The organism is Pseudomonas sp. 2957 (assembly GCF_031456345.1).
GTDB lineage: Bacteria > Pseudomonadota > Gammaproteobacteria > Pseudomonadales > Pseudomonadaceae > Aquipseudomonas > Aquipseudomonas siliginis.
Map to the genome: position 1 here is coordinate 136,754 of NZ_JAVDUL010000008.1, position 19,966 is coordinate 156,719.

The window sequence follows — 19,966 nt, forward strand, 5'->3', positions numbered from 1 at the left end:
ACGCCAGGTATTGTTTTGAATGGTTCACAGCTTAGGCGCTCTGCCGCGCTTTTCAGCGGCAGTTTTGGCGGTTTCACGGCAGGACCGGCCAAAGGCGTCTAAAACGTAGAAAATACGCTTGCTGAAACGTTTAATCTAGATTGATCGGCACGTTACTCGATAATGTCTCATCCTTGAAGTCCAACTGGTCGGATCTGCCCAGGCAATAAGTCGACTGCCCTTATCGGGTAGGATTGGCGAAAATGTCGCGGCATGCTCGAAAAAACAAGGAAATACCGGGTTGAAACTCAGTGATATCGCGCGGTTGGCCGGCGTCTCCGTCACCACCGCCAGCTACGTCATCAACGGCAAGGCCGAACAGCAACGCATCAGCAACGCGACCGTCGAGCGCGTGCGCGCGGTGGTCGATCTGCACGGCTTCACGCCCAATCCGCAAGCGGCCGGCCTGCGCAGTCGGCACACGCGCACCTTGGGCTTTATCCTGCCGGATCTGGAAAACCCCAGTTACGCGCGGATCGCCAAGTTGCTCGAACAAGGCGCGCGGGCTCGCGGTTATCAATTGCTGATCGCCAGCTCAGACGATGCGCCGGACAGCGAGCGCCAGTTGCTGCAACTGTTCCGCGCGCGCCGATGCGATGCGCTGATCGTCGCCAGTTGCCTGCCGGCCGGTGATGACAGCTATCGCCAGTTGCAGGCCAAGGGTCTGCCGATCATCGCCATCGACCGGGTCATGGAACCGGAGCATTTCTGCTCGGTGATCAGCGACGACCGCGAGGCCAGCCTGCATCTGACCCAGAGCCTGCTCGATCCGCAGCCAAAGCAGATCGTCCTGCTAGGCGCACGCCCGGAGCTGAGCATCAGCCAGGAGCGTGCCGCCGGTTTCCGCGCAGCGCTCAAAGACTTCAAAGGTGAGGTGCTGATCGAGCACGCCGAGTCGTTCAGCCGCGAGTGCGGCAAGCAATTGATGGAAGAACTCCTGCAGCGTCTGGGGCATTTGCCTGACGCACTGGTGACCACTTCCTACGTACTGCTGCAAGGCGTGTTCGATGCGCTGCATGATTTCCCGCTGAAATCGCGGCCGCTGCGCCTGGGCACGTTCGGTGACACGCAGTTGCTGGATTTCCTGCCGTTGCCGGTCAACGCCATGTCCCAGCAACACCAGTTGATCGCCGACAAGGCCCTGGAACTGGCCCTGGCCGCCGTCGAGCAGGACGACTACCAACCGGGCGTGCAAGCCATTGCGCGAACTTTCAAGCAGCGTATTCATCGGGACTGAAGCGTGGAGCTGATCGACAGCCACACCCACCTCGACTTCCCCGACTTCGACGCCGATCGCGCAGAGTTGCTGGCCGAAAGCCGCGCCCTCGGCGTGCGGCGCATCGTCGTGCTGGGCGTGCATCAGGGCAACTGGCAACGGGTGTGGGACCTGGTGCAGAGCGATGCCGACCTGTACGCCGCGTTCGGTCTGCATCCGGTGTTCCTCGATCAGCATCGCTCCGAGGATTTGCTCGCACTGGGTGACTGGCTGACACGCCTGCGCGGGCATCGGCAGTTGTGTGCGGTGGGCGAGATAGGCCTGGATTACTTCATCGAAAACCTCGATCGCGAGCGGCAACAGTCGTTGTTCGAAGCGCAGCTGCAACTGGCGGCGGACTTCGAGCTGCCGGCGCTGATCCACGTACGCCGCAGCCATGCAGCAGTGATTGCCACGCTCAAGCGCTTCAAACTCAAACGCGCCGGCATCATCCACGCCTTCGCCGGCAGCCGCGAAGAAGCGCGGGAATACCTCAAGCTCGGGTTCAAACTGGGTCTCGGCGGTGCTCCGACCTGGCCGCAGGCGTTGCGCATGCATCGGGTCCTGCCGGAACTGCCGCTGCAATCGGTGGTACTGGAAACCGACTCACCGGACATGGCCCCCGCCATGTTCCCCGGCCAGCGCAACAGCCCGGCGCATCTGCCGGCGATTTGCGCGGCGCTGGCCGAGCTGATGAATATCACGCCTGAACAACTGGCCAACGCCAGCACCGCCAACTGCTGCGAAGTCTTCGGCTGGTAACACGTACCCGGGTAGGAGCTGACGAGTGCAACGAGGCTGCGATCTTTTGATCTTCAGAGGCAAAGTCAAAAGATCGCAGCCTCGTTGCACTCGTCAGCTCCTACAGAGGGATGATGTGGGATTCAGACGCGAAACGCGCTGATCAGTTGTTTGAGTTCAACCACCTGCGCCGACAGCGCGCGGCTGGCATCTTCGGTCTGGTGCGCGCCTTGCGCCGTGCGTTCGCCGGCACGGTTGATCTCGACGATATTCTGGTCGATGTCGTGGGCCACGGCGGTCTGCTGTTCGACGGCGGCGGCGATCTGCTGGTTCTGATCGACGATCATGCCCACCGCGCCAAGGATGTTTTCCAGCGCCTGCTGGACCTTCTCCGACTGGCCCACCGTGCCGTTGGCCATCTGATGGCTGACGCCCATGGCCTTCACCGCCGCGCCGACGCCGCCATGCAGTTTGGCGATCATCTGCTCGATTTCTTCGGTCGATTGTTGGGTGCGTTTGGCCAAGGTGCGTACTTCGTCGGCGACCACGGCAAAACCGCGCCCCTGCTCGCCGGCTCGCGCGGCTTCGATCGCCGCATTGAGCGCCAGCAGGTTGGTCTGTTCGGCGATGCTCTTGATCACCTCAAGCACACGGCTGATCGACTGGCTGTCGCTGGCCAGTTGATTGATCACAAGCACCGACTGATCGATTTCGCTGGCCAGCGCGGCAATGCTGCCCTGCTGCGATTCCACCAGCCCGCGTCCGCTGAGGGTTTCGTCGTTGACGCTGTGGGCGCTGCTCACCGCAGCGGCGGCACTGCGAGCGACTTCCATTGAGGTCGCCGACATCTGGTTCATCGCCGTCGCCACTTGTTCGATCTGCGAGCGCTGCCCAGCAACAGCCTGATTGCTCTGCGCCGACACGCTCTCCACCTGCCCGGCCTGCCGCTCGACCTCACCCACGGTATGCCCGACACGTTCGATCAAGTCGTGAATCTTCTTCACCGTACCGTTGAACACCTCGCCCAACTCGCCCAGTTCATCGCGGCTGCTGGCCTTGAAGTTGACGGTCATGTCACCGGCCGCGACCTTGTCCATCATCGCGCCCAGGCTTTTCAGGGTGGTCCGGGTCGAGGCGTAGAAACCGCCATAAAGATAGAAAATCAGCACAAACACCACCGACAACGCCGAGGCTTGCAGAATCATGTGCGTGCGGTTCTGCGCCAGACGCTGCTGCAACTGGCTGTCGAGGAATTTCAGCGTGGCCTGATTGAGCTGGTAGGTGTGTTCCATCAGCCCGGTGACCTGATCGTAGAATGCCTGCCACGGCGCATCGAGGGTATCGGCCATCACCACTTGTTCTTCGAACAGCTCGCTGGCCTGCTTGAGCGAAGCCTTGCTGGTGTCGGCCTGGGCACTGAGGGATTCGCGCGCAGCACTGCTGGAACCGAGGGCGTCTTGCAGTTTCAGGGCGTACTCGGCCTGGAGTTTTTCGATCTGCACCAGCAACTCGTCGAAACGCGTGCTCGAGGAACTGTTGAGAAAGCCCTGGCCCAACGAATACGAACCCATCGCCCGGCCTTCGCCGAGGGTTTGCGTGACGCTGGGGGTGATCAGCGTAACCAGTTCGCTGAGCTGACGAATGTCGCTCTGGTTGTCGCGGCTCAACCCGGCCTGACTGGTGATGATCTGGCTGAAAATCTGCGCACTGGCCAGCAACTTGCCGATCAACGCGCTTTTGCTTTGCAGCGAGCTCTCTGCTTGCTGGGCCTTGAACGCGGCGATCATTTCATCGCGCTTGGCCTCGAATTGCTTGATCTGCTCGGGGTCTTCGGTCATCGCCGTCAGCCCTTCGAGCCGCGCGAGCAAAGCCTGCTCCAGCGTCTGGATCTGCGCTTCGACATTGCCGGCCTTGCCGGACTGGCCGAGGGTAACGTCGATCTGCACCAGATTGTTCAGGGTCTCCAGATCCCGGCGCAGGTTCAGGCTGCTGCCCAGCAGGTCGAGGCTCTGCAGTTCGACGCGGGTGCCCTGAAATTCGCGATAGGAATCGCGTACCAGATAGAAATTGGTCACCAGCATCGGCACCAGGAACAGCACGCTGATCAGACTGAACTTCATGCCGAAGCTCAGACGGTTCATCAGCGAGACGGCGGGATAGAGCAAGCTCTTCACTGGAAGTCTCCCTTGGTTTTTCTTGTTTTTATTGGCTGGCGCGGGACGAGAGCAGATAGCCACTATCGGGCGCTATCTCTGTATAGCGTAAATCGGCGGGAGGTTTTGTAACTTAAGGTTAATGGCAATGCAGTGATCGCCAAATCAAAAGCAAAAAGATCGCAGCCTTCGGCAGCTCCTACAGGGAAATGCGTTCCAAGGTAGGAGCTGCCGAAGGCTGCGATCTTTTGATCTTGCTGTAATCAGTGAACCAGAACCGTCCACAAGGCAAACCCGGCATACCACAGCACTGCCGCGCGCAGCAGCAATTCCCACAGGCAATCGAGAGTGTTGATGCCGTCCGGGCCGACCACTGGCGGTGGAACTTCCCCGGCTGCCAGGCCGACCTTGTTGATCAACTGCGCAGCGCTGATGTTCCAGTTGAGCAGCTCATGCAGCATCACTCGGCTGACCGCAACGAAGTTGCCGACCAACGCAAGACTTGCCGCCAGCAAACGCACCGGCACCCAATCGAAAGCGTGACGCAATTGCGCAGCACGCTCGACCAGCGCCGGATTGCAGCCGTGCTCTTCGGCCAGCGCCAGCAAACGATAGGCCAATGCCGCCACGGGGCCGAGAAGGAAGTACCAGAAGATCACCGCGAAGAAACTCTGATAGGCCTGCCACAGCAGATGCCCTTGCACCCGCTCGAGCAACTGCTCGCCGTTGTCGGCGCAGATATCCAGATCGCGCTTGGCGACGTGCGCCGCCGCTTGCAGATCCTCACGGCGCCAGGCATCGCGGAACGGGCCGAGGCCGCCGAGCAGATCGCCGCGTCCGAGGCTGTAGATCACCACCAGCAAATGCACCGGCAACGCCAGCAAACCGTAAGCCACAGGTTCCAGCACCAGCAGCAACAGCGCCAGCAACGCCACCGGGAACAGCACCAGAATCGTCAGCACCAGCCACGGTTGCCTGGCCAGCCGTTTGCTGTTTTCGAGTTTGTGCAGTTCGCGGATCCATCCGCCGTCGCGTTGAAGCCGATGGCGCAGGGCCGAAAACTTCTCGATCCACAGCGCCAGCAGTAACACCAGAAAACTCATTGTCCTTCCTCTTTTGCCAGGGCAGCGCGGTAGCGTGCCCAGTCGAATGCCGGTCCCGGATCGGTCTTGCGCCCCGGCGCGATATCGCTGTGGCCGCAGATGCGCTGATCGGTGATCGCCGGAAAGCGTTTCTGCAACTGCCGGGTCAGCGCAGTCAACGCGCGATATTGCTCGTCGGTGAACGGCAGATCATCGGTGCCTTCCAGCTCGATGCCCACGGAAAAATCGTTGCAGGTTTCACGGCCTTCGAACATCGAAACGCCGGCATGCCACGCCCGTTCCAGACAGGAGACAAACTGGGTGACGTTGCCGTCACGTTCGATCAGAAAATGCGCCGAGACGCGCAGGTCAGCGATGCCTGCAAAGTACGGGTGTTCGGTGACATCCAGACGATTCTGGAAAAATTCCTGCACCTTGCCCGTGGCGAATTGCGCCGGCGGCAGGCTGATGTTGTGGATGACCAACAGGGACACTTCGCCCGCCGGGCGCTCATTGAAGTTGGGCGACGGGCAGATCTGCACGCCATGACACCACCCGCTCGCGGGATCCAACTGCATACCGATTCCTTCAACGCCGACCATGTGGGCGCCCAGTATGCCGCGATCCACCCTCACCGCGCGATCACTTGCCGCGATTGAGTCGCCGCAGGTCGCCCAGCACCGATTCCAGTGCGCGGTCGAACAGCAAGGTGTCATCCAGTGCGCGCGCGACGCCACGGCTGAATGCCAGGGCCAGATCGGTGCTGCTGTGCTCCAGCACTTTCATGCCAGTGCGGTCGACGAAGACATATTTGCCGGTCTCTTTGATGATCGCGGCGAGTTTGCAACGCAAGGTCTGTTCCTCGTCTGCGTCGAACACCACCCAGTGGCCCACACGCAACTGCTCGACCTGAGACAGACCGGCAGCGTCTTGCGCCAGGCGCGGCGCCGGGGTCGCTGCCGTCTGGCCGGCACTGTGCTGCAAGACTTCGGGCGTGACTTCGATCAGCGGCATGGCGCTGTGCTCGGCATCGTCGGAACGTTCCAGCACGCGTACGTGCAGAGCCTCCAGTTCGCTGAAAAATTCGCTGGTGGCAAACGGGTCGAACGCGGTGCTGCTCAGGCCATCGCGCAGCGACTTGAGCAAACCCGGCACCAGTGCCAGCAGGCGCAGGCTGGATTCGCCGTCGTCATGGCGCTGCACGCTCCAGACCAACTGTTCCATGGTCTGCACATCGGCATGCCATTCGGCGGACTGATCGCCGTGCTTGAGGCAGGTCAGCAACAGCACTTTGCTCCAGGCCTGCTGGACGAAACTGACCACCGTCGCCGGCAGCACTTTGCCCAGTAGCGCCTGTTGCAACGCCTGCGCGACACGCCGCTGAGCCAGCTCGGCCTTCGCCCGGCCTTCCTCGGCGTCCCGCAAGCGTTGTTCCAGCAGTTCAGTGCGGCGGCGCTCTTCCTGAGTGAAGGCGAGGAAGTCGGCGAGCAGTTCGGAGAAGATCGCCGGGTCGTCGACAAACTCGCTGAGCAAGCGCTGTACCACTTGCTCGATGCGCACATAGAGGTTGTCGCGCTCAGCGCCGTCGCAATCGCTCCAGCCCATTGCGGCCTCGGCGATTTCGTTGAGCAGGCGCCGCGCCGGGTGCGTGCTGCGGCTGAAGAAACTCTTGTCCAGCACCGCAACCTTGAGCATCGGAATCTGCAATCGACCGATCAGCGCCTTGAGCGCATCGGGCACATTGCGATCGTCGAGGATGCAGTCGAAAACCATGGCGATCAGGTTGATCACATCTTCGTCGGCAGTCGCGACAACGCGTGAGCGGCCACTTCGGACGCTGACTCGGGTCAGCAACTGTTCGAGCTGATGACGCAGATCGAAATCTTCCTGAGCCTCCAGCGCCGGTACGTATTGCTGCAAGTGCGACAACAACCGCAGCAGGTCGCGGGTGTTGATCGGATGCGCCGGGGCGCCGGGCTCCAGGGTCGGTGTGACGCGGCCGCGGACCTGGGCGAGCAATTGCTGCATCGCGGCGAACACTTCCTCGATGCCTTCGTCCGCTGGCGGCTCGTCGAGATCTTCAATCAATGTGTCGCTGTCCGCAGGCTCGACCATGCGACGAGCCACGGCGGGTTTCAGATGTGGCAACACGCCGGTGGCGAGCAACAACTGATTGGCCTCGCCATACAACTGTTCGGTGTCAGCCAGCACATAGCGTTCGAACAGCTTGAGCAGGATCAGCTTGACCTTGATCTCGACGCCGAGGTTACGTCCGGCCTGCAGGAAATATTCGCAGAGCATCGCCGGACTCAGCGGGTTGTGCTGATCGTCCAGACGCTTGCCGAGCATCGAGCTGAAGCGTGCGGTCAGTTGGTCGAGAGCGAAGCCGTCGCGCTTGAGCACACGGCTGACCATGGTCTGCACGGCGACGGTGCGCTCCATGGCATCGGTGCGCGGCGCCGACTCTTCGACCACCGGCGTGCGTGGCAGGGTGTTGGCGGCGGGGTCGTATTGGGTAAGGCCGGCGAAGGCTTCGAAAAACAATTCGAGAAAGCCACGCTCGATGTTCTTGCGCTTGAGGCGCAGGTCGCGCATGGCTTCAAAAAAAATGTTCTGATCGACATCGTTGCGCGCCCGGTCGGCCATTTCGAACAGCGTGTCGTCAGCGTTATCGAACAATTCCTGCAAATCGTGGCGCAGCTGCTGCGCAGCCTTGTCGCGAACCTGCAGCAGAATCACCGGCAAGCGGGCAAGCGGCGAGTGGTCCGCCAGATCGGCAGTCGCCCGGTGCAAAGGCACCACTTTCCCGTCGTTGCGCATCCAAGCCTCCTGGAACGGTGATTCGGTTCGTCGCTTTCGACACTGCCCCAACTGGACTCGTTCGTCAAAGCCATGACGTCAAATACAAGGCGGATTATCTGGCAAAACAGGCCGGCGATGCTATAGGCCTCAGGGTTTCCCCTATACGCCACACCTCGCACTCAGCGCAGGAAAATCGACCAGATGCGTCAGGCACGAACGTTCTCGCCTTGGGTTGGCTCGCGCCCTGCCCCTATAATCGAACCACTTTGTTTGTGGAGTCCGTTATGCCGAATCTACGCCTCGCCGATCTGACCGCCGAAATCGAAAACAACGTGCGCCGTGCGTTGCTCGAAGACGTCGGCAGCGGCGACATCACCGCGCAACTGATCCCGGCCGAACGCCTGGCCAAAGCCACCATCATCACCCGTGACGACGCCGTCATCTGCGGCACCGCGTGGGTCGATGCGGTGTTTCGCCAGCTCGATCCGCGCGTAGCGGTGCATTGGCAAGTGGTCGACGGCCAGCGGGTCAAAGCCAATCAGCCGCTGTTTCACCTGGAAGGCCCGGCTCGCTCACTGCTGACGGGGGAACGCAGCGCGTTGAACTTCCTGCAGTTGCTGTCCGGCGTAGCGACGCGCGCGCAGTACCTGGCGGACTTCGTCGGCGAAACGCAGGTCAAGTTGCTCGACACCCGCAAAACCTTGCCGGGCCTGCGGATGGCGCAGAAATACGCAGTGACCTGCGGCGGCTGTCACAACCACCGGATCGGTCTCTACGATGCCTTCCTGATCAAGGAAAACCACATCGCCGCCAGTGGTGGCATCGCCGAAGCCGTGGCCGCCGCGCACAAGATCGCCCCGGGCAAACCGGTGGAAATCGAAGTGGAAAGTCTTGAGGAATTGAAGCAAGCGCTGGAAGCCGGCGCCGACATCATCATGCTCGACGAACTGAGCCTGGATGACATGCGCGAAGCCGTACGCCTGACCGCCGGCAAGGCGAAACTGGAAGCCAGCGGCGGCATCAACGAAAGCACGCTGCTGCCGATCGCCGAAACGGGCGTGGATTACATCTCGATCGGCGCGATGACCAAGGATGTCAAAGCGGTGGATCTGTCGATGCGACTAAGCCTCTAAACGCAGCGGCAAGCTACAAGCTACAAGCCAAGCGACTCTGCTTTGACTTGCAGCTTGTAGCTAGAAGCTCGCAGCTGCTCTTATACGACGAGATTGTTCATCTCGCAGTACTCTTCCCACTCGACACCCAATACTTCCGCCGCTTCCTTGTGCAGCACGAGGCGCTGCGCCTCGAACTCTTCTGGCGTGCTCGTGTACTTGAGCGTCAGCTCCCACGGCTGCAAGCCCTGCGCTTCGGCTTCGTCTTCGAAGGCCCACTGGATCTGGTCTTTCTGATCATCGGGACTCAGGTCCTTGATCTCATCCTTCAGGTCCGGCACATCCAGAAGGTATTTTTCCAGCGCTTGTTCGTGGCGTTGCTCTTGGGTCAATTCAGTCATGGGGTTCTCGCTGATCTTAGGAATGGAGGATGGATCTGGATCATCAAGGATCTCTCTGACGCAGGAAGCCATTGGAAGCTCGGTTTTTCCTGGCCTTCAGGACCATTCGTGGATCATATGAAAACAACGGTGCTTGCTTGTCTGGTACGAAGGAATCCTAACAGAGACGCAAGCCAGTGCAACCGGGGGAATGAAATGAAGGGTGGTATGCGCTTGGTTACAGTTTCCGGTTTCCATGCGCGAAATTCACTGCGTATAAATCCTCGCCATCGCCTTTGAGGTCAAGGCGAACGAAACCTTCACATTGACCGCCCAAAAACAGGCAACTATATTCAGTTGCAATCATAGGCCAGCATGTCAAAGACTGAAAAACTTCTCGCCAAACTTGTCAACGGCCAAAGCGCATTCACATGGTCCGAGCTTGTCACTCTGTTGGCGCGTCTTGGTTACTCTCAGCTGGAAGGATCCGGTAGCAGGATCAAATTCGACAACGGGAATCCGAGCGCAATGATCAACCTGCACAAGCCACATCCCGGAAATGAAATCAAAACATACGCAAGACGCCAGATTATCGAGCAACTGAAAACAGGAGGCCTGATTCCATGAGTTCCCAGCTGCACTACAAAGGCTATGTTGGCTCTATCGAGGCGAGCACGGAAGATAAGTGCCTGTTCGGAAAACTCCTTTTCATCAGGGCGCTGGTTAATTATGAAGGACAAACGGTGGCTGAACTGGAAGCAGCCTTTCGCGAGGCGGTAGATGACTATTTACAAACCTGTCAGCAGCTCGGGCAGAAGCCTGAAATCCCATGCAAAGGATCGTTCAATGTTCGCATAGGTCACGATCTGCATTTAGCAGCGGCTCTGGCGGCAACCCGTCAAAATGTGTCGTTGAATGATCTGACACGTCAAGCACTGAACGAATACCTCCAACACCACGCATAAAACCGAAGGCGAAAATTTTTTGCCCGAGACAGGAATCGAACCTGCGACCTTCGCGTTACGAGTGCGCTGCTCTACCGGCTGAGCTACACGGGCGGTGGGCTAAACCTAGCACCGGTCTCGAGCTCCGGCAAATTTGTGGGTTGTCTGATGGTTTTCTTTTGAGAACCACATTTGTGGCGAGGGGATAAATCCCCTCGCCACAATTTCTTTATTTCAGATAAAAAAATGCCCCCGCCGTTTGCACGGCGGGGGCATCTTCATTGCGCTAAAGCGTTGGGGCGATTAAACGCCCGAAGCCTTGGCAGCTGCCACGTCTTTGATGGACAGCTTGATACGGCCGCGGTTGTCCACGTCCAGTACCAGCACTTCCACTTCCTGGCCTTCTTTCAGGATGTCGGTCACTTTCTCAACGCGAGCGTCGCTCAGCATCGAGATGTGCACCAGACCGTCCTTGCCCGGCAGGATGTTGACGAATGCGCCGAAGTCGACGATGCGCTCAACCTTGCCGACGTAGATCTTGCCGATCTCGGCTTCTGCCGTGATGCTCAGAACGCGCTGACGCGCTGCTTCTGCGGCATCCTTGGTTTCGCCGAAGATCTTGATCGAACCGTCGTCTTCGATGTCGATCGAAGCCTTGGTTTCTTCGCAGATCGCACGGATGGTCGCGCCACCTTTACCGATAACGTCACGGATCTTGTCGGTGTCGATCTTCATCGCGATCATTGTCGGCGCGTTGGCCGACAGCTCGGTACGCGACTGGCCAATGATCTGGTTCATCTGGCCGAGGATGTTCAGGCGCGCTTCAAGGGCCTGGCCCAGAGCGATTTCCATGATCTCTTCGGTGATGCCCTTGATCTTGATGTCCATCTGCAGCGCAGTAACGCCTTTGGCGGTACCGGCTACCTTGAAGTCCATGTCGCCCAGGTGATCTTCGTCGCCGAGGATGTCGGTCAGGACGGCGAACTTCTCGCCTTCTTTAACCAGACCCATGGCGATACCGGCTACCGGTGCCTTCATCGGTACACCAGCGTCCATCAGTGCCAGGGAAGCACCGCACACGGAAGCCATCGAGCTCGAACCGTTGGATTCGGTGATTTCCGACACCACGCGGATGGTGTACGGGAACACGTCAGCGGCTGGCAGCATGGCCGAAACCGAACGACGGGCCAGACGGCCGTGACCGATTTCGCGACGACCGGCGCCACCCATGCGACCACACTCGCCTACCGAGAACGGCGGGAAATTGTAGTGCAGCATGAACGGGTCTTTCTTTTCGCCTTCCAGGGTGTCCAGCAGTTGCGCGTCACGGGCGGTGCCCAGTGTTGCAACAACCAGTGCCTGGGTCTCGCCACGGGTGAACAGAGCCGAACCGTGAGTCTTCGGCAGAACGCCGACTTCGATGTTCAGCGGACGTACAGTCTTGGTGTCGCGACCGTCGATACGTGGCTTGCCGTTGACGATGTTTTCGCGAACGGTGCGGTATTCGATTTCGCCGAAGGCTGCTTTGACTTCAGCAGCGCTTGGCTGGCCTTCTTCACCGGACAGCTTGGCAACCACTTGGTCCTTCAGCTCACCCAGGCGAGCGTAACGGTCGGCCTTGATGGTGATGGTGTAAGCCTGGGAGATCGCTTCGCCGAACTCGGCACGGATAGCGCCCAGCAGTTCGGTGGCTTCTGGCGCAGGAGCCCAGTTCCAGGTTGGCTTGGCGGCTTCGGCAGCCAGTTCTTTCACAGCGTTGATCACAACCTGGAATTCGTCGTGAGCGAACAGTACCGCGCCCAGCATCTGGTCTTCGGTCAGCTCTTTGGCTTCCGATTCAACCATCAGCACGGCGTCGGAAGTACCGGCAACGACCATGTCCAGGCTCGAAGCGGCCTGCTGCTCGTAAGTCGGGTTCAGCAGGTAGCCGGTGCTTTCGTGGAAAGCCACGCGAGCGGCGCCGATCGGGCCGTCGAATGGAATGCCGGAGATGGCCAGGGCAGCCGAGGTACCGATCATCGCAGCGATGTCCGGATCGGTCTTCTTGCTGGTGGAAACGACGGTGCAGACAACCTGCACTTCGTTCATGAAGCCTTCTGGGAACAGTGGACGGATCGGACGGTCGATCAGTCGGGAAGTCAGGGTTTCTTTCTCGGAAGGACGGCCTTCACGCTTGAAGAAACCGCCAGGGATCTTACCGGCAGCGTAAGTCTTTTCCTGGTAGTGCACGGACAGAGGGAAGAAACCCTTGCCCGGATCGGCTTGCTTTGCACCGACAACAGTCACCAACACGCTGACGTCGTCGTCAACGGTGACCAATACTGCGCCGGAGGCCTGACGGGCGATACGGCCTGTCTCGAGGGTAACGGTCGATTGACCGAACTGGAATTTTTTGATTACCGGGTTCACGGTGTCCTACCTTCTTTGTGGCTCTTGGGGGAAACGGTTTCTTGCGAATTCTTGGGCAATCTCGGGAATCGGCCCGATGGCAATTGTCCGGGTGCTACAGGTAAAGCCATGCTGCAGATAAAACTTGAGGCTGGGAGCCTGCAAGACGCCAGCGGAAAACCGCTGACGCCCGACAGACCACCAACCTCATAGCGCAATCGCTGATTAGCGACGCAGACCCAGGCGAGCGATCAGCGCGGCGTACCGGCTTACGTCCTTGCCTTTCAGGTAGTCCAGCAGCTTGCGACGCTGGTTAACCATGCGGATCAGACCACGACGGGAGTGGTGATCTTTACCGTTGGCCTTGAAGTGACCTTGCAGTTTGTTGATGTTGGCGGTCAGCAGTGCAACCTGCACTTCTGGCGAACCAGTGTCACCAACAGCTTGCTGGTAGTCAGCAACGATTTGAGCTTTTTCTTGAACGTCGAGAGCCATGAGGCAATCCTTCCTTATCAGGAAACTGTTTCAGGGAAACAGCTTCAACAGGCCAGGGACAAATCCCTGTATCTATAAATGAGTAGTGACCATGCCTGTTAACAGCCACACTCGCCGGCCCGCTTAACGCAGACCGGTTCCGGTCATTCTGACCGAATCAAGCGACGCGGCGCGATGCGCCCGTCTTCGCTCACTTCACCGATACCGATGAAGCGACCATTGTGATCCTGTACTCGTACCATGCCGAACTTCGGTGCATCCGGGGCACGTACCGGCTGGCCGTTGAGCCAGTAGAACGCACTCGCTTCCGAGAAATGCAGCAGCGGCCAATCCTGCAGGCCGCTGTCCGATGGCATCAGGAAGCGATCGACCGCTTCGTTGCCGCCTTCGGCATGTACCGCTTCCAGCTCTTCGAGGGTCACGGTCTGCGCCAGGGTGAAAGGCCCGGCCTGGGTCCGACGCAATTCTGCGACGTACGCACCACAACCGAGTTGCTCACCGATATCCTCCACCAGGGTGCGAATATAGGTGCCCTTGCTGCAGTCCACCGCAAGCCGCGCAGTATCGCCTTCGAAGGCCAGCAATTCCAAGCGCGCAATAGTAACAGAACGCGGTTCGCGCTCCACTACTTCGCCTGCACGTGCCAGTTTGTACAGCGGCTGGCCATCACGCTTGAGTGCCGAGTACATCGGCGGTATCTGACTGATTTGCCCACGAAATTTCGGCAGAACCGCCTCGACATCGGCGCGACCAACGGTCACCGGACGCTCCTGCAAAACCTCACCTTCGGCATCGGCCGTGGTGGTGGTCTTGCCCAGTTGCGCCAGGGTCTCATAGCCCTTGTCGGAATCGAGCAGGTATTGCGAGAACTTGGTCGCCTCGCCGAAGCACAGCGGCAACACGCCGGTGGCCAACGGGTCAAGGCTGCCGGTGTGTCCGGCCTTCTCGGCATTGAGCAGCCAGCGCACTTTCTGCAAGGCAGCGTTGGAGGTGAACCCCAACGGCTTGTCGAGCAGAATGATGCCGCTGACGTTACGACGGATACGTTTGACCTGAGCCACCGAATTACTCCTTGGAGTCTTCAGGTGCTGGAGCGGCAACGTGCTGATTGTCTTCAGCGACGGCGCGCTCGATCAGCGCCGACAGGTGCGCGCCACGCACGACGGATTCGTCGTAGTGGAAGTGCAGTTGCGGCACGCTGCGCAGCTTCATTTCGCGGGCCAATTGCATGCGCAGGAAGCCTGCGGCGGCATTGAGCACCTTGATGCTTTGCGCGATGTCTTCAGCGTTGTCCTGACCCATCACGGTAATGAAAATCTTCGCGTGACCGACGTCACGGGACACTTCCACAGCAGTGATGGTGACCAGACCGACGCGCGGGTCTTTGACTTCGCGACGGATCAGTTGCGCCAGCTCGCGCTGCATCTGATCGCCGATACGTTGGGTACGGCTGTATTCTTTTGCCATGATTTGTTACCTGTTACTGCCCAGCGGTGAAACCCGCAAGGTCTGAAAGCGGCAAACGCCCGGCCTGACAAAAGCCAGACCGGGCGTTGCGTTTAGAGTCCGGACGCTGTGCCGTGCATTTGCATGCGACGGCCCATCGTGGCCCTTGAAGTGCGCGAGTCAGAGGCTGCGAGCAACCTGAACCTTCTCGAAGACTTCGATCTTGTCGCCGACTTTGACGTCGTTGTAGCTCTTCACGCCGATACCGCATTCCATGCCGGCACGTACTTCGGAAGCGTCATCCTTGAAGCGGCGCAGGGATTCCAGCTCGCCTTCGAAGATAACGATGTCTTCACGCAGTACACGGATCGGACGGTTACGGTGCACGACACCTTCGATCACCATGCAACCGGCGATCGCGCCAAACTTCGGCGAACGGAACACGTCACGCACTTCGGCGACACCCAGGATGTTCTCGCGAACATCGCTGCCGAGCATGCCGGTCAGGGCTTTCTTGACGTCTTCGATGATGTCGTAGATCACGTTGTAGTAACGCATATCCAGACCTTCCTGCTCGACGATCTTGCGAGCGCCGGCATCGGCACGCACGTTGAAGCCGAACAGTACAGCGTTGGAAGCCAGTGCCAGGTTGGCGTCGGATTCGGTGATACCACCGACACCGCCACCCACGACGCGCACTTGTACTTCGTCGTTGCCCAGGCCATTCAAGGCACCGTTCAACGCTTCCAGCGAACCACGGACGTCGGATTTGAGGACGATGTTGAGCGTCTTCTTCTCGGCCTGACCCATGTTTTCGAAGATGTTTTCCAGCTTGCCGGCGTGAGCGCGAGCCAGTTTGACTTCGCGGAACTTGCCTTGACGGAACAGAGCCACTTCACGGGCTTTCTTCTCGTCGGCAACCACGCTCATCTCGTCGCCAGCGTCCGGTGTACCGTCCAGGCCGAGGATCTCGACAGGGATGGATGGACCGGCTTCCTTGATCGGCTTGCCGTTCTCGTCGAGCATGGCACGTACACGGCCGTAGTTCGAACCGACCAGAACCATGTCGCCTTGACGCAGCGTACCGTCCTGAACGAGCACGGTTGCCACCGGGCCACGACCCTTGTCGAGACGCGATTCAACCACCACACCACGGCCAGGAGCCGACGGAGTAGCTTTCAGTTCGAGAACTTCGGCCTGCAGCAGAACGGCTTCAAGCAGCTCGTCCACGCCAGTACCCATCTTCGCCGAAACCGGAACGAATGGCGTGTCGCCACCCCAGTCTTCGGAAGTCACGCCGTGAACCGACAGTTCGCTGCGGATGCGATCGAGATCGGCGCCCGGCTTGTCGATCTTGTTCACTGCTACCACCAGCGGCACGCCAGCTGCCTGAGCATGCTGAACCGCTTCGATGGTTTGCGGCATCACGCCGTCGTCCGCTGCAACCACGAGGATCACGATGTCGGTCGCCTTGGCACCACGGGCACGCATTGCGGTAAACGCAGCGTGACCCGGGGTGTCGAGGAAAGTGACCATGCCGCGATCAGTCTCAACGTGGTATGCACCGATGTGCTGGGTGATACCGCCGGCTTCGCCAGCAGCTACCTTGGCACGACGGATGTAGTCGAGCAGGGAAGTCTTACCGTGGTCAACGTGGCCCATTACGGTCACGACTGGTGCACGGGAGAACGACTCACCTTCAAATTTCAGGGACTCGGCCAGGGAATCTTCCAGAGCGGTATCGCTGACCAGGGTCACTTTGTGGCCCAGTTCTTCGGCTACCAGTTGAGCAGTTTCCTGATCAAGCACCTGGTTGATGGTCGCTGGGGTACCCAGTTTGAACATGAACTTGATGATTTCAGCCGCTTTGACCGACATCTGATTGGCCAGATCGCCAACCGTGATGGTCTCGCCGATCTGCACATCACGCACGACAGGGCCGGTCGGGCTCTGGAAACCGTGGGCGTTGCGCTTCTTCAGCTTGGCCTTGCCGCGACCACCACGACGGAAGCCATCGCTTTCTTCGTCGGTAGTGCGTGGCGCCACACGTGGTGCCGGGGCTTTTTCTTTGACCGATGCGCGATGCGGAGCGTTTTTGCGCTCGCCATCACCGCCACCGCTGCGACGATTGTTATCGTCGGCACGTGGCTTGTCCGGACGGCGCTGTTCGTTCTGCTTGTTGCGAACGTCAGCCGATGGAGCAGGAGCAGCAGCCACCGGTGCGCTTTCGCGAACAGGTTCGGCAGCAGCCGGTGCCGCAACGGCGTCGCTGGCAGCGGTTTGCGCAGCAGCAGGCTGGCGACGCGCTTCTTCTTCGGCGCGCTGCTTGGCTTCTTCTTCAGCCTTCTGACGGGCAGCATTTTCTACTGCGCGACGCTCATCCAGTTCACGCTTGCGCTCGGCTTCGATTTCTTCCGGGCTGCGCTGTACGAAAACTTTCTTCTTGCGAACTTCAACGCTGATGCTCTTGCTACCAGCCACACGCAGGGTGCTGGTGGTTTTACGCTGCAGCGTGATCTTGCGTGGTTCTTCCACTTTCGCCTTGTGACTGCTCTTCAAGTGAGTCAGCAGGGATTGCTTCTCACTGTCAGTCACATTTTCGTCGGCGGCGGTGTGCGGCAGACCTGCCTCACGCATCTGCTGCAACAGGCGCTCTACCGGTGTTTTGACCTCATCGGCCAGTTGTTTCACCGTGACTTGCGTCATGCACTTCTCTCCTCAGGCCGCGCCTAATTACTCGAACCAGTGGGCTCGGGCGGCCATGATCAACTTGCCGGCACGATCATCGTCAATGCCGTCGATGTCGAGCAGGTCGTCAATAGACTGCTCGGCCAGGTCTTCGCGGGTAATTACGCCGCGCACCGCCAGTTCCATCGCCAAATCCTTGTCCATACCCTCAAGCGAGAGCAGGTCTTCGGCCGGATGGGCGTCTGCCAGCTTTTCCTCAGTAGCGATGGCTTTGGTCAACAAGCGATCCTTGGCGCGAGCACGAAGCTCGTTGACGATGTCCTCGTCAAAGCCGTCGATGTTGAGCATTTCCTCCACCGGTACGTAGGCAATCTCTTCCAGGCTGGTGAAGCCTTCATCTACCAGCACCTGAGCCAGTTCTTCGTCGACTTCCAGCTCGTCGATGAAGTTGCGCAGGATGTCGCCGGTTTCTGCTTGCTGCTTAGCCTGGATGTCCGATTCGGTCATCACGTTCAGGGTCCAGCCAGTCAACTGGCTCGCCAGACGCACGTTCTGACCACCGCGACCGATGGCCTGAGCCAGATTGTCTGCGCCAACGGCGATGTCCATGGCATGGGCATCTTCGTCAACGATAATTGCCGCAACCTCGGCCGGGGACATGGCGTTGATAACGAACTGGGCCGGGTTGTCGTCCCACAGCACGATATCAACACGCTCACCGCCCAACTCACCCGATACCGCCTGGACGCGCGAACCGCGCATACCGATGCAGGCACCTTGCGGGTCGATGCGCTTGTCCTTGGAGCGGACAGCGATCTTGGCACGCGAACCCGGATCACGGGAGGCGGCCATGACCTCGATGAGGCCTTCGGCGATTTCCGGCACTTCGATACGGAACAGCTCGATCAGCATTTCCGGCGCGGTACGCGACAGGATCAGCTGCGGGCCGCGGTTCTCGGTGCGGATTTCCTTGAGCAGCGCACGCAGACGCACGCCGACACGGAAGGTTTCGCGAGAAATGATGTCTTCACGGGCCAGCAATGCTTCAGCATTGTTGCCCAGATCGACGATCACGTTGTCGCGGGTAACTTTTTTCACGGTGCCGGAGATGATTTCTCCCAGGCGCTCGCGATAGGCGTCGACCACTTGAGCGCGCTCGGCTTCGCGAACTTTCTGCACGATGACCTGCTTGGCAGTCTGTGCAGCGATGCGGCCGAACTCGATGGATTCGATTTTCTCTTCGACGACGTCACCGACCTTGGCACCAGGATGCGTTTCGGCAACCTTGCTTGGCCAGGTCTCGATGGCCGGATCGTCGAGATCATTCTCTTCGACGACCGTCCAGCGACGGAAGGTTTCGTAAGAACCGGTGTGGCGGTTGATTTCCACACGCAGGTCCACTTCGTCTTCAAAACGCTTTTTGGTAGCAGTGGCCAGAGCCAGCTCCAGCGCTTCAAAAATTACGCTTGCCGGTACACCCTTTTCATTGGATACCGACTCAACAACCAGCAGTACTTCTTTGCTCATCGTACGCCTCGCCTTTCGCAAGCCATTGGATCCGCGGGATCCGCGTCTCAGTCAAAACTGGGAATAATGTTGGCCTTGTCGATCATATCGATCGGCAACAGGAACTCGTGGTCTTCTACCTGCACCACGACGTCCTGCTCTTCTACACCGCGCAGAAGGCCCTGAAAGTTGCGTCGACCTTCGAAAGGCGAGCGCAGCTTGATCTTCACTTGTTCACCGGCAAATTTGGCAAACTGCTCAAGAGTGAACAGCGGGCGCTCCATGCCAGGCGAGGAAACTTCAAGGGTGTATTCAACGGAGATTGGATCTTCAACATCCAGGACACCGCTGATCTGACGGCTGACAATGGCGCAGTCGTCCACCAGCACGCCACCCTCTTTATCGATATAAACGCGCAACATCGAGTGCCGACCCTGAGCCGAAAACTCGATACCCCAGCATTCATAGCCCAGGGCCACGACCACCGGGGCCAGCAAGGCCTGCAACTCTTCTAGCTTGCTCGACACCTGAACCCCCTAGTGCATGATATGTGCATGCTTTGCAAAATAAAAAAATGGGCATAACGCCCATCCTTGAAACGCCGTCGAACAGCGGCGTTGAAAGTATCCAGCTAACAAAAAGCCCCTTAAAAGGGGCTCCTTAAACTGGTTGCGGGGGCCGGATTTGAACCGACGACCTTCGGGTTATGAGCCCGACGAGCTACCAGACTGCTCCACCCCGCGACAAAGCTGGGGCGGAAGTATACGACCGATCCCTTTTAGGGTCAATGTAACCTTCCACCTGCAAGAAAGCCCGCAACAGCGGGCTCTCCTGACTAATTGGTACCGAGAAGGGGACTCGAACCCCTACACCCTATGGGCACAACCACCTCAAGGTTGCGTGTCTACCAATTCCACCACCTCGGCAATACTACG

At 59.2% G+C, this 19,966-nt stretch carries 17 protein-coding genes, 3 tRNA genes and 1 pseudogene; 5 read left to right on the forward strand and 16 right to left on the reverse strand.

Annotation, left to right across the window (positions count from 1 at the left end; all coding sequences use genetic code 11):
* The first annotated feature begins 280 nt into the window (after positions 1 to 280).
* Positions 281 to 1,276, forward strand: a complete 996-nt coding sequence (gene cra, locus J2Y39_RS25400; RefSeq protein ID WP_122699955.1) for a catabolite repressor/activator — start codon at positions 281 to 283, stop codon at positions 1,274 to 1,276.
* A 3-nt stretch (positions 1,277 to 1,279) separates the two neighbouring features.
* Positions 1,280 to 2,056: a TatD family hydrolase gene (locus J2Y39_RS25405; RefSeq protein WP_310220314.1), complete on the forward strand. Its 777-nt coding sequence runs from the start codon at positions 1,280 to 1,282 to the stop codon at positions 2,054 to 2,056.
* A gap of 122 nt (positions 2,057 to 2,178) precedes the next feature.
* Here the strand turns inward: J2Y39_RS25405 and J2Y39_RS26645 are convergent, their stop codons facing one another.
* The 5 genes and pseudogenes from J2Y39_RS26645 to J2Y39_RS25425 all read right to left on the reverse strand — a co-directional run bounded on the left by J2Y39_RS26645 (position 2,179) and on the right by J2Y39_RS25425 (position 8,090).
* Positions 2,179 to 3,108: a methyl-accepting chemotaxis protein gene (locus J2Y39_RS26645; protein ID WP_371915159.1), complete on the reverse strand. Its 930-nt coding sequence runs from the start codon at positions 3,106 to 3,108 to the stop codon at positions 2,179 to 2,181.
* A pseudogene (locus J2Y39_RS26650) lies at positions 3,085 to 4,176 on the reverse strand (methyl-accepting chemotaxis protein); the annotation flags it as partial. The pseudogene J2Y39_RS26650 and the gene J2Y39_RS26645, both read right to left, overlap by 24 nt.
* Positions 4,177 to 4,451: 275 nt before the next feature.
* A complete protein-coding gene (gene ampE, locus J2Y39_RS25415; protein ID WP_041477938.1) occupies positions 4,452 to 5,291 on the reverse strand; it encodes a regulatory signaling modulator protein AmpE in 840 nt (279 codons plus the stop codon).
* Positions 5,288 to 5,848: a 1,6-anhydro-N-acetylmuramyl-L-alanine amidase AmpD gene (gene ampD / locus J2Y39_RS25420; protein WP_095180353.1), complete on the reverse strand. Its 561-nt coding sequence runs from the start codon at positions 5,846 to 5,848 to the stop codon at positions 5,288 to 5,290. The genes ampE and ampD overlap by 4 nt, the downstream gene beginning before the upstream one ends.
* Before the next feature lie 64 nt (positions 5,849 to 5,912).
* The gene (locus J2Y39_RS25425; RefSeq protein WP_310220318.1) at positions 5,913 to 8,090 is read right to left on the reverse strand and encodes a DUF1631 domain-containing protein; all 2,178 of its coding nucleotides are present in this window, start codon (positions 8,088 to 8,090) and stop codon (positions 5,913 to 5,915) included.
* Between the two features lie 266 nt (positions 8,091 to 8,356).
* On the opposite strand from J2Y39_RS25425, the gene nadC reads away from it, so the two are divergent.
* Positions 8,357 to 9,205 (forward strand): carboxylating nicotinate-nucleotide diphosphorylase, encoded by an 849-nt coding sequence (gene nadC / locus J2Y39_RS25430; protein ID WP_076565789.1) that lies wholly within the window; start codon positions 8,357 to 8,359, stop codon positions 9,203 to 9,205.
* 80 nt (positions 9,206 to 9,285) lie between these two features.
* Here the strand turns inward: nadC and J2Y39_RS25435 are convergent, their stop codons facing one another.
* Positions 9,286 to 9,585 (reverse strand): DUF6388 family protein, encoded by a 300-nt coding sequence (locus J2Y39_RS25435; RefSeq protein ID WP_076565788.1) that lies wholly within the window; start codon positions 9,583 to 9,585, stop codon positions 9,286 to 9,288.
* A gap of 354 nt (positions 9,586 to 9,939) precedes the next feature.
* Between J2Y39_RS25435 and J2Y39_RS25440 the strand changes: the two genes are divergently transcribed.
* Both J2Y39_RS25440 and J2Y39_RS25445 read left to right on the forward strand, forming a co-directional pair.
* Complete coding sequence (locus J2Y39_RS25440; RefSeq protein WP_056782877.1) at positions 9,940 to 10,191, forward strand: type II toxin-antitoxin system HicA family toxin; 252 nt, start codon at positions 9,940 to 9,942, stop codon at positions 10,189 to 10,191.
* On the forward strand, positions 10,188 to 10,529 hold the full coding sequence (locus J2Y39_RS25445) for a type II toxin-antitoxin system HicB family antitoxin (RefSeq protein ID WP_056782875.1): 342 nt from the start codon (positions 10,188 to 10,190) through the stop codon (positions 10,527 to 10,529). Before J2Y39_RS25440 ends, J2Y39_RS25445 begins: the two co-directional genes overlap by 4 nt.
* A 20-nt stretch (positions 10,530 to 10,549) precedes the next feature.
* Here J2Y39_RS25445 and J2Y39_RS25450 read toward each other — a convergent pair.
* From J2Y39_RS25450 to J2Y39_RS25495, 10 genes are all read right to left on the reverse strand, one after another.
* Positions 10,550 to 10,622: transfer RNA gene (locus tag J2Y39_RS25450), tRNA-Thr, on the reverse strand.
* A gap of 189 nt (positions 10,623 to 10,811) precedes the next feature.
* Positions 10,812 to 12,917, reverse strand: a complete 2,106-nt coding sequence (gene pnp, locus J2Y39_RS25455) for a polyribonucleotide nucleotidyltransferase (protein WP_024011572.1) — start codon at positions 12,915 to 12,917, stop codon at positions 10,812 to 10,814.
* Between the two features lie 204 nt (positions 12,918 to 13,121).
* A complete protein-coding gene (gene rpsO / locus J2Y39_RS25460) occupies positions 13,122 to 13,391 on the reverse strand; it encodes a 30S ribosomal protein S15 (RefSeq protein WP_016771751.1) in 270 nt (89 codons plus the stop codon).
* Positions 13,392 to 13,534: 143 nt separating this feature from the next.
* Positions 13,535 to 14,452: a tRNA pseudouridine(55) synthase TruB gene (gene truB, locus J2Y39_RS25465; protein ID WP_024011571.1), complete on the reverse strand. Its 918-nt coding sequence runs from the start codon at positions 14,450 to 14,452 to the stop codon at positions 13,535 to 13,537.
* 4 nt (positions 14,453 to 14,456) lie between these two features.
* Positions 14,457 to 14,858, reverse strand: a complete 402-nt coding sequence (gene rbfA / locus J2Y39_RS25470) for a 30S ribosome-binding factor RbfA (protein WP_252887304.1) — start codon at positions 14,856 to 14,858, stop codon at positions 14,457 to 14,459.
* A 159-nt stretch (positions 14,859 to 15,017) separates the two neighbouring features.
* A complete protein-coding gene (gene infB / locus J2Y39_RS25475; protein ID WP_041477933.1) occupies positions 15,018 to 17,543 on the reverse strand; it encodes a translation initiation factor IF-2 in 2,526 nt (841 codons plus the stop codon).
* Positions 17,544 to 17,570: 27 nt separating this feature from the next.
* A complete protein-coding gene (nusA, locus tag J2Y39_RS25480; RefSeq protein ID WP_024011569.1) occupies positions 17,571 to 19,052 on the reverse strand; it encodes a transcription termination factor NusA in 1,482 nt (493 codons plus the stop codon).
* A 47-nt stretch (positions 19,053 to 19,099) separates the two neighbouring features.
* Positions 19,100 to 19,558, reverse strand: a complete 459-nt coding sequence (rimP, locus tag J2Y39_RS25485; RefSeq protein WP_007973115.1) for a ribosome maturation factor RimP — start codon at positions 19,556 to 19,558, stop codon at positions 19,100 to 19,102.
* Between the two features lie 139 nt (positions 19,559 to 19,697).
* Positions 19,698 to 19,774: transfer RNA gene (locus J2Y39_RS25490), tRNA-Met, on the reverse strand.
* Positions 19,775 to 19,871: 97 nt separating this feature from the next.
* Positions 19,872 to 19,957 (reverse strand) — tRNA-Leu (locus J2Y39_RS25495).
* Positions 19,958 to 19,966: the final 9 nt, after the last annotated feature.